Annotated in this window: 15 protein-coding genes and 1 other annotated feature; of the genes, 12 read left to right on the forward strand and 3 right to left on the reverse strand. The window is 25.1% G+C overall.

Annotated elements, in window-relative coordinates; translation table 11 throughout:
- Positions 1-80 precede the first annotated feature (80 nt).
- Together AZI32_RS08335 and AZI32_RS08340 are read right to left on the reverse strand one after the other, a co-directional pair.
- On the reverse strand, positions 81-2,399 hold the full coding sequence (locus tag AZI32_RS08335; RefSeq protein WP_082761186.1) for a putative mucin/carbohydrate-binding domain-containing protein: 2,319 nt from the start codon (positions 2,397-2,399) through the stop codon (positions 81-83).
- Between the two features lie 600 nt (positions 2,400-2,999).
- Positions 3,000-4,208 (reverse strand): dicarboxylate/amino acid:cation symporter, encoded by a 1,209-nt coding sequence (locus AZI32_RS08340; protein ID WP_061995402.1) that lies wholly within the window; start codon positions 4,206-4,208, stop codon positions 3,000-3,002.
- A gap of 416 nt (positions 4,209-4,624) precedes the next feature.
- Here AZI32_RS08340 and AZI32_RS08345 point away from each other — a divergent pair, with 416 nt between their 5' ends.
- The 7 genes from AZI32_RS08345 to AZI32_RS08375 all read left to right on the forward strand — a co-directional run bounded on the left by AZI32_RS08345 (position 4,625) and on the right by AZI32_RS08375 (position 11,890).
- Positions 4,625-5,062, forward strand: coding sequence for an ACT domain-containing protein (locus AZI32_RS08345; RefSeq protein ID WP_061995403.1), 438 nt, complete (start codon positions 4,625-4,627; stop codon positions 5,060-5,062).
- Between the two features lie 823 nt (positions 5,063-5,885).
- Positions 5,886-6,146: a binding site (T-box leader), on the forward strand.
- A 129-nt stretch (positions 6,147-6,275) separates the two neighbouring features.
- Positions 6,276-7,616, forward strand: a complete 1,341-nt coding sequence (gene brnQ / locus AZI32_RS08350) for a branched-chain amino acid transport system II carrier protein (protein WP_061995404.1) — start codon at positions 6,276-6,278, stop codon at positions 7,614-7,616.
- A gap of 245 nt (positions 7,617-7,861) precedes the next feature.
- Positions 7,862-8,104, forward strand: coding sequence for a hypothetical protein (locus AZI32_RS08355; protein WP_061995405.1), 243 nt, complete (start codon positions 7,862-7,864; stop codon positions 8,102-8,104).
- A 189-nt stretch (positions 8,105-8,293) separates the two neighbouring features.
- Positions 8,294-8,680 (forward strand): zinc-ribbon domain-containing protein, encoded by a 387-nt coding sequence (locus AZI32_RS08360; protein WP_061995406.1) that lies wholly within the window; start codon positions 8,294-8,296, stop codon positions 8,678-8,680.
- Positions 8,681-8,763: 83 nt separating this feature from the next.
- On the forward strand, positions 8,764-9,951 hold the full coding sequence (locus AZI32_RS08365; protein ID WP_061995407.1) for a pentapeptide repeat-containing protein: 1,188 nt from the start codon (positions 8,764-8,766) through the stop codon (positions 9,949-9,951).
- Positions 9,952-10,100: 149 nt separating this feature from the next.
- Positions 10,101-10,787 (forward strand): hypothetical protein, encoded by a 687-nt coding sequence (locus AZI32_RS08370; RefSeq protein WP_061995408.1) that lies wholly within the window; start codon positions 10,101-10,103, stop codon positions 10,785-10,787.
- 71 nt (positions 10,788-10,858) lie between these two features.
- Positions 10,859-11,890 carry a hypothetical protein gene (locus AZI32_RS08375; RefSeq protein ID WP_061995409.1) on the forward strand — a complete coding sequence of 344 codons (1,032 nt, stop codon included), beginning with the start codon at positions 10,859-10,861 and terminating at the stop codon, positions 11,888-11,890.
- A gap of 95 nt (positions 11,891-11,985) precedes the next feature.
- Here the strand turns inward: AZI32_RS08375 and AZI32_RS08380 are convergent, their stop codons facing one another.
- Entirely contained in the window at positions 11,986-12,627 is a 642-nt protein-coding gene (locus AZI32_RS08380; protein WP_061995410.1) for a TIGR01906 family membrane protein, read from the reverse strand.
- Positions 12,628-13,177: 550 nt separating this feature from the next.
- On the opposite strand from AZI32_RS08380, the gene ord reads away from it, so the two are divergent.
- From ord to AZI32_RS08415, 5 genes are all read left to right on the forward strand, one after another.
- On the forward strand, positions 13,178-14,224 hold the full coding sequence (gene ord, locus AZI32_RS08385) for a 2,4-diaminopentanoate dehydrogenase (protein WP_061995411.1): 1,047 nt from the start codon (positions 13,178-13,180) through the stop codon (positions 14,222-14,224).
- Positions 14,225-14,535: 311 nt separating this feature from the next.
- A complete protein-coding gene (locus AZI32_RS08390) occupies positions 14,536-15,873 on the forward strand; it encodes a sensor histidine kinase (RefSeq protein WP_061995412.1) in 1,338 nt (445 codons plus the stop codon).
- Between the two features lie 8 nt (positions 15,874-15,881).
- Positions 15,882-16,601, forward strand: coding sequence for a LytTR family DNA-binding domain-containing protein (locus tag AZI32_RS08395; protein WP_275934979.1), 720 nt, complete (start codon positions 15,882-15,884; stop codon positions 16,599-16,601).
- 1,505 nt (positions 16,602-18,106) lie between these two features.
- Positions 18,107-18,514 (forward strand): hypothetical protein, encoded by a 408-nt coding sequence (locus AZI32_RS08410; protein ID WP_061995416.1) that lies wholly within the window; start codon positions 18,107-18,109, stop codon positions 18,512-18,514.
- Between the two features lie 261 nt (positions 18,515-18,775).
- On the forward strand, positions 18,776-19,123 hold the full coding sequence (locus AZI32_RS08415; protein WP_061995417.1) for an arsenate reductase family protein: 348 nt from the start codon (positions 18,776-18,778) through the stop codon (positions 19,121-19,123).
- Positions 19,124-19,128: the final 5 nt, after the last annotated feature.

Consider the following 19,128-nt stretch of genomic DNA (forward strand, 5'->3'; position numbering starts at 1 on the left):
TATTGCTCAACTAATGTTTAATTTAGTTGAGCAATAGTTATTTTATTTATATATATTTAAACAGTGGGAAACTTGATTTGTTAATCAAGTTTCTTTAAACCACCATCTATAACTTGATAAGTAACAGAAGAACCTTTTTCTAATTCAGCTTGATTTTCTGTATTAATTAGTTGTAATCTATTACTAAATTCTAAATGAGTAATTGTGATTATACTGCCCTCATCAAGAGAAACTGTTTCACTATTTTTGGAGTAGTTATTAGTTCCAATAAAATTCTTAGAATATACAGTTTCGTTCTGAGCATTTTTAATTAAAACTGAAGCATATGTGTTTGAAAAATAACTATGAACAATACCTTGTGATATACTTATTGTTGCTTTCTTCTCATCTAAATTCATGTTCATTTCTGCAAAAATTCTATCACCATATCCTTTAAAAACTGTGTTAAATTCATTTCCATAATAAGTTGGTTTACTTGGAGTAGGAATTTCATTCTCTGAACATTTAGCTAATCCAACATCAGTTATCTTATAAGTTATGGTTTTATCTTTATCTAATTCTAAATTGTTGTTTATATTGGTAATTATTAAACGACTATCTGGTTCTTTATGTTTTATTGTTATATAATAACCAGATTCAATTGAAATATTTTTTAGTAAATCAGTATTTGATTTACTTCCGATAAAATCCTCAGAATAAACATTATTTCCTTCAATGTCTTTAATTACAACTGAAGCATAACTATCTGTAAAATAAACGTGTGGTTCACCTTTATTTATATCAAGGTTAGCTTGTTTAGATGATAAATCTAAAGTTAGTTCTGCAAAAACCCAGTCACCTAAGCCTTTAAATGTGATATTAAAGTTTTCACCTAAGCAAGGATTTTTATCAGGAGTTGGTATATCGTTTTCATTAATTGGTTTTAGCTGATTTTTACTAATCTTATATGAATTAGTGGCACCTTTATTAAGTGATAAGTTTTTATCATTATTAATTATAAATAACCTATTTGAATACTCTCTATGTTTAACTGTTAAATAATAACCTTCTTTTAAAGGTATTTCTTTTACCATAGCTTCGTTTACTTTATTACCAATAAAGTCTTTATCAAAAATAGTTTGTCCATATTCATTTTGAATTAAAATTGAAGCATAGCTATCATTAAAGTAGTAATGAGTTTTAATATTTTCAATTGTAAGCTTGCTAGTTAAGTTTGTAAGATTAAGATCAAGCTTAGCAAATTGTTTGTCACTATAACCTTTAAAATCAAATGTAAAAGATGAACCTTTATTTTCTTCTCCATTTCCATTAATTAGAGTAGCAGTCTTAGTAACTGCGTTATCGAATAAATCTGTTAATATTACTTTAGCATACAGTCCCTTTGAAATATTTAAATTAGCAACTTCGTTTATTTCATTTTCATAGGATTTTATGTTATTAATAGTTTTAATAGGTGTACCTGTCATGCTAGAGTTATCGTAAATTTCTATTTTACCTTTAAATTGAGGTGTACTTTGTTCTTTTAATTTCCATGATATGTTTAATTTCCCATTTTCGTATTTTTTATTTGTGATATCAAAATCTAAGTTCCCAACATTAGGTGTATTAGGTTGATTTAATTGAAATACTTGGCCACTACTGATAGATGGTTTTGCATTACCACCTGCACTAACCCAAACATATTCTGAATTTCCTCCGCCATTCCAGTTCATATTAGGATATTGACTAGTTATTTTTTGTTTGTTTAAAGAATTCCATAAGCTATCAGAAACATTTCTGCTATAAAAATTTTTTAATCTAGCTTCTCTTTCTTGGTGACCATTTCCTGCCCAGTCTTCTTGGAACATTCCAGTACCCCAATTAAAGTTAACATTTGCTACTGGAAAATCTAGAATAGCTATCTGTTTCCATTGTTTAGTAGATTCATCCCGTATCCATTGACCAAATTTTGTGTGTCCATCTTCTTGCCAATTACGCATGGTCATTTTATACCAATTGTTGGGTTGCCAATTATAATTTGTTTCAACTTTCATTCCTTCACCTTCACCGCCAAAACGGGATGAAGTAGAATTGGGAGAAAGATATTCTGCTTCAATTGGCTGTCTAACCGATACTGGATCCCAAATTGCAAAATGAGCTGTACGCCTGTCAGCACGCTGCTGAAAACCAGCATAGCCACCTGCTTCCCCACCGGCATTCCAATTGTGTACTGCCCAATATGTATATGGTGGGTTTTTGATTGCACTCCAATCATTAGTAATAATATCCGATGGCTTTACATTTGTAGGACTAACATACATTCCTGTTGCATTAGTGTTTGCATGAACTGTTTTAAAATTACCGATGCTTATACCCATTAACAGGGCAATAACACCAATTAATAAAGATTTTTTTTTCATTGATTATCATCTCCTTGCTTTAAAATTATGAATTTTGAAAATTTTTGGTGTATTAATATAAGTTTGTAGCAATAACTTATATTTAATATAATAAGATAATTTTTACATATTGTATATAATTTTGTTAAAAAACCATTTGTTCCTAAAAAAATTCACAATTTGTCAATAAAAGTGAAATTAGTATTTAAATCTACATATTTAGAAAATAAAATGAGAATATCTGAGAATAATATACTAAAGGTAGTTTTCATATTTAGAGTTATAAATACTACAACTTTTATAAGGCTTACAGGATAAAAATGTTTTAATTTTTTATGTGTATTTAGAAAGAAATTATATGTAGATGTCCATAATTATGATTCAAGATTAGCTTGTTTCTCTATAGAAATGTTTATGTGGTAATTGAATTGGAGAAATATAAAGAAGAATATTTTATATAAAATAGATAATAAGAGGCATTGGTTTTATAAAAATATATATTAGTGAAAATACAGGCAATAAAAAATGATTAAGTGCGCAAAACTTAATCATTTTTCAGTATGGATTTAAATTAATGTCACAAACAGTATTTCTACTGCATTCTAAATTAAATTTATCTAATTAAGATACATTTTCAGGTGTATCTTTAGAGTAACTAGCATTTTTAGGTGTCAATTTATCTTTAAAAGCATCAACTAAGATAGCAATTGCATTATCTCCAGATATATTACAAGCAGTACCAAAACTATCTTGTGCGATGTATAGAGCAATCATTAAAGAAAGTTGAGCTTCACTAAAACCAAGATTTGTTTGAAGAACTCCTAGTGCAGCCATTACAGCACCACCTGGAACTCCTGGGGCTGCAACCATTGTAACCCCTAGCATAGCTATAAAACCAGCAAATTGACTAAATGATAGTGCCATGCCATTTAATAACATTATAGCTATAGCGCATGATGTTAAAGTAATTGTACTTCCAGATAGGTGTATAGTTGCACAAAGTGGAACTACGAATTCTCTAACCCCTCTAGATACTTTGTTTTTTTCAGCACATTCTAAGTTTACTGGAATAGTAGCTGCTGAGGACTGAGTACCTACTGCAGTTAAGTATCCAGGAATTTGATTTTTTAAGCAAGATATAAGATTTTTTTTACCAACCAAACAAGCCACTGCAAATTGGAATATTATCATTAATATATGCATTGCAAGTACAATCAAGAATACTTTCCAGAATACAGATAATATTCTGCTTACTTCTCCTGCATAAGTCATATTTGCAAAAATACCCATTATGTGAATTGGTAATAATGGAATTATAGCTTTTTCTATTGTTTTCTTAACTATATGTTGAAATTCTATCGATGCATTTAATAAAGTTTTTCCTTTAACTGATGCAATACCTAAACCAAGAAGAAATGCTAATATTAATGCTGTTGTAACAGGCATTAAAGGTGTCATTTCAATTTGAAAAAGTGGTTTAAGTAAATGATCTTCTGGATTAACTGCATTTGATAAAGTTTTTGTAGTAGCTATAAAAAATGGGAATAATTTAGATGCTACAAAGTATGCAAAGAATCCAGCTATAAGTGTAGATACATATGCAAACAGGGTAGTTACTCCAAGCATCTTTCCGGCGCTTGTCCCTAATTCTGCTATTCCAGCAACTATAAATCCAACAATTATAAGAGGTATAACAAAGTTTAAAAAGTTTCCAAATATGGAGTTGAAGGTCGCTAGAATCTCCACTACTCTTCTTGGAAAGAATGCTCCAAAAATAATTCCAAGTGCTATTGCTATTATAAGTTTTGGTATAAGTCCTAATTTTTTCATAAGTCAATTAACCTCCTTTTATAGTGTAATTGTAATAATTTGATAAATTAAGAATGTTTGTGTTAATGTAGTTAGTATTATAGCAAAGTAAAATAAAAAATAAATAGTTTTTTGTTAAATTTTTAGGGATACTTAGTTATAATAAAGATATAAAGAAAACCTTTAGAATTACACCTTTATTTTCGTTAATTTGAAGAATAGGACCAATAATAAGGAATAGAGCTTTAATAGAAATTAGGCTAAAACACAAAAAGAAAAGATTGTATTTATGAAGAGTACAAAGAGCAAGAATTGCAAAATATAATAAGTGAATAGAATTCATAGGTTAATATATTTTTAAAAAGTTCTAAAGTAACTTTATATTAAAAAAACTGGATGTTTTAAAATTTTAGGATTAATAATTAAGGGGGAATAGTATGGAAAATAATTATTTTGTTGTAGATGGTGAGGTATTACCAGAAATATTTAGTAAGGTTGTTGAAGTTAAACAATTGTTATACAAAGGACATGTAAAGGATATAACAGAGGGAGTTAAGGTAGTAGGGATTAGTAGAAGTGCATATTATAAATATAGAGATAAGGTTTTTTTGATGACAGAGGATGTAAAAGGGCAAAAGGCTACAATTTCAATATTAGCAAGTCACGAATATGGAGCTTTATCTGAGATACTTGAGACGATAGTAAAGTTTAAGGGAAATGTAATAACAATAAATCAAGATATTCCTATAAATAAGGCAGCGAACATAACAATAACTTTAGATATATTAAATATTGAAGGGGATATTGAAGAGCTTATAGCTGAAATGCAATTATTAAGTAAAGTTATAAAAATAAATTTAATAGCTATTGAATAATATGATTGTATTAATACAAAATGTTTAATTACTGTCACCATAAATAATAAAAGAATGTATAGAGACAATATTTAAATTAGTTTAAGTTATATAAAAAACAAAAAAATGATTAAGTGCGCAATACTTAATCATTTTTTAATAAGGATTTAAATTAATGTCATAAACAGTATGTCTACTGTCTTCTAAATTAAATTTATCTAATTAAGATACACTTTCGCATGTATCGTGAGAGTAATTAGCATTTTAGTGTTTAATTTATTTTTAAAAGTATCAACTAATATAGAATTACCAGTTTATCTATAAATAAGTTTTAATCTTTTAATAATAAAATTAACATATTTTTCAACTAAATTATAGTAATTTTACCCGTAAAGAAAAGTTATGTTAATTCATTTAGTATTATAGCAAAGGAAAATAAAAAATAAATAGTTTTTTATTAAATTTTTAGAGATACTTAGTTAAAATTAAAATATAAAGAAAAGCTTTAGAATTACAACGTTATTTTTGTTAATTTAAATAATAAGGCCAATAATAAAGAATAAAGCTTTAATAGAAAATAAGCTAAAAAACAAAAAGAGAAAATTGTGTTCATGGAGAATACAAAGTATAGTAATTAAACTAAAATATAAATAAAGAAATTTATAAATTATTATGATTAAATATATATCTTAAAATAGTGGAATATATGAAAAAGTTATATAAAAATACAAATGTAAGGATAAAATATTTATAATTTAAAATTTTATTAATTATAAATATTTTTAAAATTTAGCTATTGACAAAAAATAAACTTGAGTATAACATATAAACAATAAATAACAAAATAAATTCTATGAAGAGAAAAAGTAAGCAATATTTTGTTCTACAGAGAGTTGGCATTTTGCTGTAAGCCAATGTTCAAGGTATAGTGGAAAATCATCTCTGAGAAGTAAAACTGAATTTAGTTTAAGTAAGTTTTGCCGGAGTCTTTCACCGTTAAAAGATAAGCGTATTGATAGATACGTAACTAAGAGCTATAAAGGTCTATTTATTATAGATTATTTTATAGAATTAGGGTGGTAACGCGATTTAACTCGTCCCTTATTTTAGGGGCGAGTTTTTTATTTTATAAAAATTTATAATTTTTATTTATAAGGGGGGATTTCATGGAAATTGAGATTGATATTATAAATTATAGAAAAGAAGTTATGTTTAAACGAGGGGGAAATTGTAAATGAAAAACTTATCAAATGAAAACTTATCAAAAAAAGATTTATTACTTATAGGATTAATGCTCTTCTCATTATTTTTTGGGGCTGGAAATTTAATATTTCCACCATTTCTAGGACAATCAGCTGGCATAAAAACTTGGATATGTATGGGGGCTTTTTTTATAACAGCTGTGGGATTTCCGATTTTAGGAGTAATATCTGTTGCTAAATGTGGTGGATTGACTAATCTTGCTAAAAGAGTTAATCCTATTTTTGCAATAATTTTTACAGTGTTAATATATTTATCTATAGGACCTTGTTTAGGAATTCCAAGAGCAGGGAGTTTACCTTTTGAGATGGTAGTAGCACCATATCTGCCACAGGGTATATCAAAAACGTTAGCATTGTTATTATATACATTTATATTTTTTATTATAGCTTATTGGCTTTCTTTATCACCAGCTAAATTAGTTGATCGTATGGGGAAGGTGTTGACACCTAGTTTGTTAATTTTAATATTAGTTATATTTGTTGGTGCTTTATTTAAACCATTAGGAAGTTTCGGAGAACCTGTAGGAGAGTATATGACTTGTCCTTTTGTTAAAGGATTTTTAGATGGATATTTAACTATGGATACTATAGCAGCCTTGAATTTTGGAATAGTTATTGCTTTAGCAATAAAATCTAGAGGAGTTAAAAGTGAAAAAGTGATAGTTTCAACATCAATAAAAGCTGGAGCAATAGCTGGAACTTTGTTAGTAATTATCTATTCAATGCTTGCATATTTAGGTGCAAGTAGTGGTGAAAGATTTGGAACTACTGAAAATGGAGCGCAGACGTTAACAAATGTGACAATGTATATATTTGGTAAGCCAGGCGCTGTATTACTAGCTGTTGTATTTACTTTAGCTTGTTTAACAACTAGTGTTGGACTTATAACATCTTGTAGCCAATATTTTCAATCACTAAATAATAAAATATCATATAAAACTTGGGTTAGAGTGTTATGTGTTTCTAGTATGACACTTGCAAATATGGGATTAACAAAAATTTTATCAATATCTGTACCAATACTAAATGCAATTTATCCAATAGCATTAATGCTTATACTATTATCAATGTTAGATACTTTATTTAATAAGAGTTCTATAGTTTATAGTTTAACTATATTGTTTACTGGAATTGTAAGTTTAGTTGATTCACTAGGACAAGTAGGTGTAAAGTTAGGATTTGTTACAAATTTATGTAGTAGCTTACCTTTTTATTCAAAGGGGTTAGGATGGGTAGTACCAGCAGTAGTTGGAATGCTTTTAGGAATAGCACTTTCTGTTGTTAAAGAAAAGTCGGTGGTAGAGGTTGGATAGAATATAAATATGACTAATAAAAGAAGATATTTTAAATAGAAATATTATGATGAGTTGCATTGTTATATGATTTTAAATAGTTAATGACTGTCACCATACATAAAAGTGTATATGTAATGTTTAAAAATATAGTATATCAATATATGATATTTAGAAGAATAGATAAATTAGTCTTGTTTCATTAGAATAATAAAATTATGTTATATTAAAATAGATATAAAAGGAACATATGAAGAGGTGATTTATTGATAGGAATAATATTAATATGTATTGCGGTTATTATTTTTATAGCTAAAATTTTAAATTGGGGTATGGATATACATAAATTAATGTTTTTATCTATATTTGTGTTGTTAATTAGTATTGCATTAATATTGCTTGTTATTAATGAGGACAGTAATTTAGGTGTTAGTATAAGATTAATTTCAGTAATTTTTATTATATATGGAATTTTTACAGGTATTCAAGTTCTAAGATTTAAAAAGTAAATATAATTAAAAATATTTAATGACTGTAATTATAAATGTAAAAGCTATGAGTTAATAAAATAATTCATAGCTTTAAGTTTTTCGTATAAAAATAAGCATGCGTATATCTTTACATATAACTTGTTAAAGTATAAGATTTTGTATAAAAGAAACGGAAGTGGAAAATTTAATTTAGATATGGAGGAGTATATGTTTTTTATAGGAGTATTTGGAGTAGAAAGAAAAGAAAAAGAGATAGGTAATTTAAATGATATATCTTGTAGGAATTGTGATATGGAATTAGGAGGAAGAATTATAAAGACATTTAGTTTTTTCCATTTTTTCTTTATACCTATTTTTAAGTGGGATGAGAAATATTATGTGGTATGCAATGGATGTAATTTTATTTATGAAATTTCAACTGAAAAAGGAAAGGGTTTTGAAAAGGATAAAGATGTTAAGTTTAATTATTGGGATTTAAAACCTACAGAAGGAGTAAATGAAATTTGTTCACATGGCAATGTTTGCTCAAATTGTGGTAAAGTTGTGGAAAATAATTTTAAATATTGTCCTTACTGTGGAGAAAAGGTAAAATAAATTGTAATTTATAAAATAAGGCCATTTGGAAAGAATATAAATAATGAAAATTATTTATTAAAAAATTAAAAGTGAGGGTTTAAATGGCTTATATAAATTTTAAAGAGGAAAGGGTAGCACTAAAAAACCAGCTAAGTAATAGAAATAATAATAATGAGAAGTTGTTTAATGAAATAAGAAATACAAAAAACATGTCTGTAAATTATAATCCGGATAAAAAATATAGTTTTAAAGATTTTAAGGAAACTACTTTTGGAAAAGGTAGAGTGAAAAACGAAGAAGAATTTGAGAAAATTAATGGTATAGATATTATATGTACTACGTTTGATAAATGCAAATTTCATAATATAAAGTTTCAAGACTGTAAATTTATAGGTTGTTATTTTAATAAATGTAGTTTAAATGGTGGAGGAGTAATTTTCGAAAACTGTATATTCATAAAGGAAGAAACTGATAAGTTACCATCATTGAATAAAAATGATAATTTTTCTTGTACTTTTAATGGATGTGATATCTATTCAAGGTTTTATAATTGTTTGTTAAACTATGTTATATTTGACAATTGTAATGTAAAAGATACAAACTTTGAACTTAGTGATATGAGTTCTGTAATCATAATTAATTCATACCTAAGTAAGATAACATTTAAAGATGTAGATTTATCTTGTTTTAAACTTACAAAAACCTATATAGAAGATTTAGATTTTAAAGATAAATTTAAGAGTAAAATAGATGAAAAAACTTTTTTTGATAAAATTGAATTGAAAAAAGGTACAAGAAATGAATATGAAGGTATTTACATGGTTTATGAAACTGTAGCAGATAAATTTAAGGAAAATGAAATAAAAAATAATTTTGGTGAATATTATTTTTTAGCAAAAAAAACTCAATCAAAAACTTTAAGACCATTACCACGAATTGGAGCTTTAATAAATTGGATAAGTTGTGGTTTTGGTGAAAGACCATTATATGCTATATATACATCTATTGGTATAATGTTGATTTTTGCAATAGCTTATTTAATAGTAGGTATTGAGGTTGATAGTGAGATTATAAAATATGCCTTTTTAAATAACAGATTTAAACTATCAACATTTATTTTTGATTTTAATGAAGCATTAAATTTAAGTGTTGGAATGTTTGCTGGTATTGGAGTAAATAATGCACAGCCAATCCCAGATGCATACTTTTTAGCAAATATTGAAACTTGTATAGGAGTAATAATGATGGGAGTTGGAATAGGTACACTAACTAAAAAATTAGTTAGATAAAATAATTTTTAATATATAATAAAAAATCAAATAAAAATACACTGCATAAATTTTATGCGGTGTATTTTTATGTAGAAAAAGAAGTGATAAATGTTATCTATAATTTAACGAAAATAGATGTAATAATAAATAGTTAGGAGGTATTTTATATGGAAGCAATTTTTAAATATGAAGAAAATGAATATTTACCTATTAGCACAATATCAGTGATAGGTGAATTTAATAATTTTAATCCAAATGATGGAATAATGGTAAAAGAAAATGACATATGGGTTTTAAAATGTGTATTACAACCAGGAGAGTATAAATACAAATTCCTTATTAATAAAGAATTAAAACTTAATGATCCAATAGCTAATATTTATTTGCCAGATGAAAATGAATCCCTTTGGTCCACTATTATTATTAATGATAATAATGAAAGAATGTACAATAACACTCAGTATACTACACATATAGAGAAATACGATATAAGTTCAACAGTAAGTGAAGATGAGGTATTAGTAAATAAAAAGACTTTTAATACTATTTTGGATGAAAAGGTTGTAACAAGATTTCAATTTACAAATGTTACAGGATTACATACTGTAACTACAGCATGGTATAACCCTATTGGGGAACTTTTTCAAATAACAGAAAATAATTTATTTAATCCTCCAGAAAATAAGAAAGCTATAACATTGTGGTTTTGGATGGATTTAGATAATAAAAGTAGAAAGTATCAATTAGGAACCTGGAAAATGAAGCTTTTTATAGATGGTGAGTTTATTTTAGAAGATGAATTTACTTTATTAGAAACTGGAGCTTATTCTGCAAATGGGCAAATGATATATTAAAAACTGCTAATATATTCTTTATTTATATAGAGTTTATATAGAAAAAAATAAAATAAGGAAGTGAAAATGTTATGAAAATAACTAGTAATGTTAATTTAAATGCAAATATTATGAACAAAACAACTGATTGCAAAACAAATAGTAAAGATGTGGAGAGGAGTAAATACAGTTCAAATGTACAAGCTACTAGTGTAAAAAAATTAGAGAAAAACTACAAAGAGTCAATTGTAAATTTAAGTAGTAACTCATCCACGGTAAATAAAGAACAAAATGCAACCAAAAGTTCAATATCTGGATTTTTTAAATCAGTATCTGATGGATTATCAGTTGTTACTAGTAATGTGAAAACTTTTGTTAAAACGGCAGTGTCAGTAAGTAAAAGTGTTGTAAAAACTGTAAGTGCTGTTTCAAAAACTATTGGGGACACTGCTAAAGTGGTAGCAAAGACTTTAAAAGATGTTTCAGAATCTGTTTCTCATAAGATAACAGACACAGCTTCAAGAGTAGCTAGCACTGTTAAACAAGTAACAACTACAGCCGCCGATTTGAAAAAAGCAGCAGAAGAGATTAAAAATTCTGCTACATCTTTAATTAATACAACAATAAAAACGTCAGTTTCTGTAGGGGCAGATGTTATGGAAGTAGCAGCAAAAGTAGGAGTTACAGTTGCTAGTGTTAAAGGGACAATTGATAATCCAAGTATGGGAATCATAAGTAAAGTATTTGAAAGTAGTGCATCTATAAAAGGTGGAATAGACTCAATAAAAGAGCCTATAAAAAGAATTCCTAATACAATTTCAAATGGGTATAAAGGTGTACAAAAGGATTATAATAACATAAAAAATACTATAGAAAACTCTATGTCTGATGTTGAAAAGGTAACTAAGTCTGTTATATCAATTAGTAAAGAGGTAGTTAATACAGCAAAAACAGTGTCAAAAGAAGTAAAAGATGCAAGTAAAATCATATACAATAGTATAAATAATGCTAAAAATAATATAAAAGATGAAGTAATTAAAGGATATAATGAATTAAATGAAGAAATTAAAAAAGGATATGATGATAATACTGACAGTATAGGAATGACTCCTATTCTAGCATAAAAAGCAAAGTCTGTAGATTTATACTACAGACTTTGTTTTTAATCTAATTGATAAATTCATATGTGTATCAGTGGAAAATGATAAGAATACTATTATTACCAGTTTGATTTTCTTGAAATTTTGTAAATGATTTTTAAAAGTATTCCAGATAAACTGGTTATACATAATATAATAACTGCACAGTGATAAAAAAAATTTTCAGGCAACAATAAAATTATTGGATCTAGTGATGAATTAAAAAGCCAATAATTATTATTAAAAAACAGTTTATGGAACAATGTAAAAATATAATTAAAGTTAAATAAGGTGCCTAGTACTATTAATGCTGAAAATACAATTAGCATATTTCCACTATATTTAAAAAATAAGTAATCTTTATTTATAATTTTAAATACACCATATAAAATACTAATTCCCAAGGTTATAAGCCATAAACTTTTTAATGATTTAAATATCATCCTAACTTCATAAAAATGGGTTTTACCATTTTCAGAAGAGGGTAGAGATGGTAAAGAAAAATTATCATCTGTCTTTTCTAGTATATAATCTACTGCATAGCTATAGTTTTTTTTAATTTCATATACAGATATAGGCATTCTAGATTGTAAATTCAATGTATTTATATCAAGATAGTACAAGGGTTTAAACATACATACTGAGAATACTGCTGATATTATTATGAATGTGCTTATACAAAATGCTAGAAAATAATTTGAAAATATATATTTAAAATTCACATAAATTCCTCCCAAAATAAAAAACATATATGAATAGTTTTCCATTTTAAAAAGACAAATATTCAATTAAAAACAATAAAGTATAAATTAAAATGTTAAAGTTTTATTAAGTTTTATAATAATGGATATTTATATATGGATTACTTAAAAATAGCATAAAAATATGCACTTAAGAGCAAGAAAAGTTGCTATTTTATTATATTCAAATGATATATAAACAAACCTGCAATGAAATAAGTATATTTAAGCAAAATAAGTTGCACATTAAAAAAGTAAATTTAAGAAATGATGGTATAAATCATTAATTATTATAATAATTATTATAATATAGCAGGTTATTTTAATATAATCTTGGCATGAATTTTGCATAATAATTATGGTATACGTTGTTTAGATTAATATGAATTTTAAAATTTATATTTCAATACGTATCTGATTAAAATAGGACATGCTTGAGAATTTAGGTTGATTGAAATTGAAAAAAATGCTTAATAAGTAATTTTAAGTGAAGATTTCTTCACAATATAAAAATAAAATGGGGGTAAATTATATGGAAAATGTAAAAGTAGCACTTTGGGGATTTGGGGCTATGGGAAGTGGTATGGCTAAAGTTTTATTAGGGAGAAAAGGTGTAGAAATAATAGGAGTTTGTGATATGCATCCAGAAAGAGCAGGCAGAAGTATATTTGATATATTAAATGTTGAAAAAGGCAATCGAATGGATGTAATAGTGCAATCGAATATTGAGGATGTTTTGACTGAAAAGGGTTGTGATATTTGTATATGTGCCACAGATTCTTTTACTAAAAATGCTTTTCCAAAATTAAAGTTTGCTTTAGAAAAAAAAGTGAATGTAATATCTACAGCAGAAGAAATGTCTTATCCACAAGCTCAGAATACAGAACTTTCAAAAGAATTAGATAGAATAGCTAAGGAGAATGGTGTATCAATTTTAGGAACAGGTATTAACCCAGGATTGATAATGGATTTATTAGTTGTATGTTTAACAGGGTGTATGACAGATGTAAAACATATAGAAGCTAAGAGAGTAAATAGCTTATCTCCATTTGGACCAGCGGTTATGGAAGAGCAAGGAGTCGGTTTAACGGTTGAAGATTTTAATAAAGGTGTGGAAAGTGGCAAACTAGCAGGTCACGTTGGATTTGCAGAATCAGTAAGAATGATTGGCGATGCCATTGGCTTTAATGTTGACAAATTTGAGCAACAAATGAGTCCTATTGTAACTAAAGTAGATAGAAAAGCACCATATGGATTTGCAGCAGCTGGTGATGTTGCAGGTGTAAATATGATAGGACAAGGTTATGTTGATGGAGAAGTGAAAATAGATATGATACATCCTCAACAAATTGAACCTGAGATGGAAGGAACATATACAGGAGATTATATAACAATAAAAGGAACTCCAGAGGTTAGTATGTCAATTAAGCCAGAAGTTGATGGTGGTCTTGGAACTATAGCTATGTGTGTAAATATGATACCACATGTTATAAATGCCGACCCAGGATTAAAAACAATGATAGATTTACCAGTACCAAGAGCTATAATGGGAGATTATAGAGATTTTATTAAAAGATAAATAAATTTTAGATAAATACAAAAGTGAGTGTATTTTCTTATGAAAAAGCAGTTTGAAATAAAATTTTAAACTGCTTTTTTAAATAGAAATAACTTTATTTTAAAATATATGAAATTAAGTGTATTAAAAAAATAAATTAAAACCAAAGAAAAAATTACAATATTTAAGTTAAGTTATAAATTTACTTAAATATTTACATTGAGCAATAAATGGATATGTAAATAATTTATAATTTATGTTATATTAAAATAAAGTATTAATTAACTTATATATAATATTATTAATAAATAAATATAAGGCAGTGGTTAAAAATGTTAATACTATATATAATACTTTTGTCTACGATTATTTATAGAAGTTTTATAAATATATCAAATATAAAATTCAATATAGAACAGGCTATTTTGATATTAGCATTAATAGATATAATAACAATATCAGTTACTTTCTTCGAAGAATATTTACCTACATATGTAAGCGATTGCTTGCCAATAATTATTATTAATATAAGTTTGATAATAGTGTACTATATAAAAAATAAAAAACTTTTATTAGGTACTATGACTGTAATTTTTTCAACAATAACCTTTGTTATAGGAGATTATGTTGTTGATTGGATAAAGATAGGTTTTTTTAATGTTGATTTAGCTTTAAATATTGAAATTACATATACTAAGCTTTTAGTGGATTGGATTATGGTCTATGTAGCTGTTTACTTTATAAGTTATTTTGTTGGAAAATTATTTAGAAAAAACTTGTCTATGATAGATTTTTACTTTAAATTTAAAACTTCCGTTTTAGTATTAATAATATTATCATTAACATTATTAATATATTATGTAAACATAATATTAAACGAAAGTTGTGCTATATCAAATAAATTAGTTAAGTTTAATGGAGCGTTATTCTTAATATATTTTATAACATTAATACTTATTATTTATTCAGTTCTTATTACTGTAAGAAAAGAACTTCAATTTGAAAATGACAAAATACATTTAAAAAATTTAAGAGAATACACATCTAATTTAGAATCAGTATATGCAGGGGTAAGAAAATTCAGACACGATTATATAAATATTATTTCATCTATGGCCGGATATATAGATGAAGGGGATATGGTAGGACTAAAAAAATTTTTTAATGAAAATATTGCACCTTTGAGTGAAGAAATGAACTCCAATAATTTTAAATTATGCGTTTTAAAAAATATTGAAATTTTAGAATTAAAAGGTATAGTATCATCTAAAATGATAGTTGCAAAGGAAAAAGGAATAAATTTAAGTATAGATGTATTTGATCCTATAAAAGAGGTGAAAATGAATATTTTAGATTTATGTAGGGTAGTAGGAATTATACTAGATAATGCTATAGAAGCTTCTTTGCAATGTGAAAAACCATTTTTGAAATTAGGTATTATAAAAAAGAAAAGGTCTATTTTAATAATAGTAATAAATAATTATAAAGATGTTTTACCACCTATAAGTAAATTGTTTTTAAGAGGTTTCTCAACAAAAGGTGCCAATAGAGGGCTAGGTCTTAGTAATTTAAGAGAAGTGTTAGATAAATATGAAAACGTAATATTTGATATTGAATTAAATAATGGAGAATTTATGCAGACATTAGAAATATATTCAATGGGGGGATAGTTATAAATATTTTTCTTTGTGAAGATGACAAAAACCAAAGACAAAAATTTAATAGGATAATTAAAAAAATAGCAAAAGAAAAAAATATAATTTTGGATGTTAAAATTTCTACAGATAATCCAAACGATATAATCAAACATTTACAAGATAATGAAACTGTAGGCGTTTATTTCTTAGATGTTGATTTAAACAAAGATATTAATGGAATCGAACTTGCTTCTAAAATAAGAGAATACGATTCCATAGGGGTAGTAATATTTATAACAGCTCATTTAGAGATGAGTTATCTTACTTTTTTATACAAAGTAGAGGCTATGGACTATATATATAAAGGGGATATAAATACATTAGAAAAAAGAATGGAAGAATGTATTTTAAAAGCTAAGAAAAAGTTCGATAAAGAAAAAAACAAAGAAAGTATAAGCATAAAAGTTTATGACAAAATTATAAACATAGATTATGATGAAATATTATTTTTTGAAACATCCCATAATATGCATAAAATAATTTTACACGGGGCAAAAAGACAAATAGAGTTTTATGGTAAATTGAAAGATATGGAAAAAGAGTTGAGTGAAGATTTTTATAGATGTCATAAATCTTTCATAGTGAATAAAAATTATATAAAAGAAATTGATACTAAAGAAAAATTAATACATTTAAAAAATGGAGAAAGATGTTTAATAGCATCAAAACTTGTGAGTAAATTAATAAAAGAAATAATTTAATATATAACAAAAGGCGAGATTAAATTTTTAACTCGCCTTTTGTTGTGAATATATATATGATTTTAAAGCCTTACGTTGATGACTTTAAATTTTTGGTATGTATCATAATGAAACAAGCTGAACATTTATCTTATAGAATAGTTTTTAATATTTATAAGCTTGTTATCATTTTTTAGGAACTAAAATCTTTCATTTAAAAGTAAAAAATAGTTTTAAATTCCTATATATAATTAAGCATTATGAAATAAATTTAATGATATTATTTGCTAATTATTTAAAATTAATTTTAAAAATACAATTATAAAATTTTTTACAAACAAAAGAATATAAAAAACAAGAACTGTATTTATTAGTATGTAAATTTTTTGAATTTTAATATTATTTTTTACATCATTAAAAAATTTTAAGCATATTGCAATAATAAAACATATTATAAAAATTATATGATATATCATAAGTTTCTCCTTATGAAGTATTAATTCTTAAACCATAAACAATATATATCATTTTATAAAAATTTTAAATCTATTTTACTTGAAATACATTTTTTTATACCTAAACAACAGAAAATATAAATTTTAAATTATATTAAAGCATAAAATGTTAAAAAATTATATTATAAAACCTAAATAAAATAGATTGTTGTCCATACAGTGAGTGTCGCAATTAAAGTATAGTAATGAAAAATAATATATACTTTACACTGAATTTCAATTATACAACAACCTATTTTACATATGTATATAGAATTTAATATACATATAAATGATAGTAGTATGTAATAATTTGTGTTTAAATAATATAATTAATATTATTTTATTTTATTTTATAATATAAAAAATAAAATTATTTTTAAAGCTATATTACTTAAAATATATTAATTTATACTTAAAAGATTAAAAAAATAAAAAAATTTAAAAGTCCTAATAAACATAAAAATGTACATATAAGAATTTTAAATACATTTAATTTGTTATGTAAAAATATAATTATTAATATAATAAAAAGGTAAATAATAATCTGTAATATAGAAAAAAATTTAATAAAACAAATTTGGTTATTTATATCTGAATAAGCTAAAGATATAAGTAGTAATGCTAAAACAACACTAGAAAAATTTAAAATTTTATTTACCAATGTATTCACCTCGATGAAATGCAGATAATATGTAAAGTAATGAAAATATAATACAAAATATTTATAACAAATAGAATGGATAATACTTGAAAAGTTAAAATTTATACTTGAAAAAGTGAATTTAATATATTTGAAAAAAATAATAAATTATAGTATATTAATATAAACTAATAAAAAATTAATTTGATTTAAATTATTATGAAAACTTAGTTCAAATTAAATTTTTATAACATAAAATTTGAAATTAAAGTTATTAAGGTAAGATGTCATATAGAAGTTAAGTACATAGTAATTTGGTTTTTATAAGTTACTTTAAAAGATTATGTACCATTTAAATGTTTATATATTTTGAAATAGAGGTGATATATATGTTTTTAATGGAATTGCAATTAAAAGAAAGAAAAAGTTTTTTAGATTTGGCCCAATATACAATGAAAGTGGATAGATATGTTACAGCTAGCGAAAGCTGGATGCTTAAAAAATTTTCTGAAGAATGTGGTTTTTTCGACAATCAATATATCCCCAGAAAAAGGCATCCTGACGATATAATTAAAGATTTTAAGAATTCAAGAAAAAAAATTAAAAATATAGTTATTTTTGAATTATATAGAATGATATTAGCAGATGGAGTTTTTCATGAAAAACAAAGAGAATTAGTGGATCATCTTGCTAAACAATGGGATTTCACTGAAGATGAAATTGCAGAAATAATAGATTTGTCGCAACAATTAATAGAAATGTCATTAAAATCTTATAAAAGATTAAGTATGAATTAAAAATGAAAAGGAAGTATATGGGGTATTCATATGCTTCTTTTTATTTTAAAATGATATATAGGGAAACAATCTCCAATTTAAATTTATTCAATAGTTTTAAAATATTTTCATACAAGATGCAGTGTTGAATTTGAAGTGCTTTAGATTATATCTTACTATTTTGAGTATACAAGTTTTGAAATGGATAATTTAAAAAGACAACTTAAAACTCTATATATTTACTTAATTTCATAAAAAACTAAATTTAAAAGGTGGTACTAAATGAATATACAAATATTTGGAATAAGAAAATGTTTTGATACAAAAAAAGCAGAACGATTTTTTAAAGAACGAAAAATTAACTTTCAGTTTATAGATTTAAAAATGAAAGCTCCCAGTAAAGGGGAACTTCAAAATATAAAAAATGCAGTAGGATTAAACAATTTAATTAATTCTACTTCGAAGGATTATAAAAAATTCAATCTAGATAAAATAAGAGGAGAAGAGACTAGAATGGAAGTTTTATTAAATAATCCGCAACTTTATAAAACTCCAATAGTTAGAAATGGTAAGAAAGCTACAATTGGATATTCTCCTGATACCTGGAATGAATGGATAAAAGAACAATAGTATAA

The organism is Clostridium sp. ATCC 25772 (genome assembly GCF_001573875.1).
GTDB lineage: Bacteria > Bacillota > Clostridia > Clostridiales > Clostridiaceae > Clostridium_J > Clostridium_J senegalense.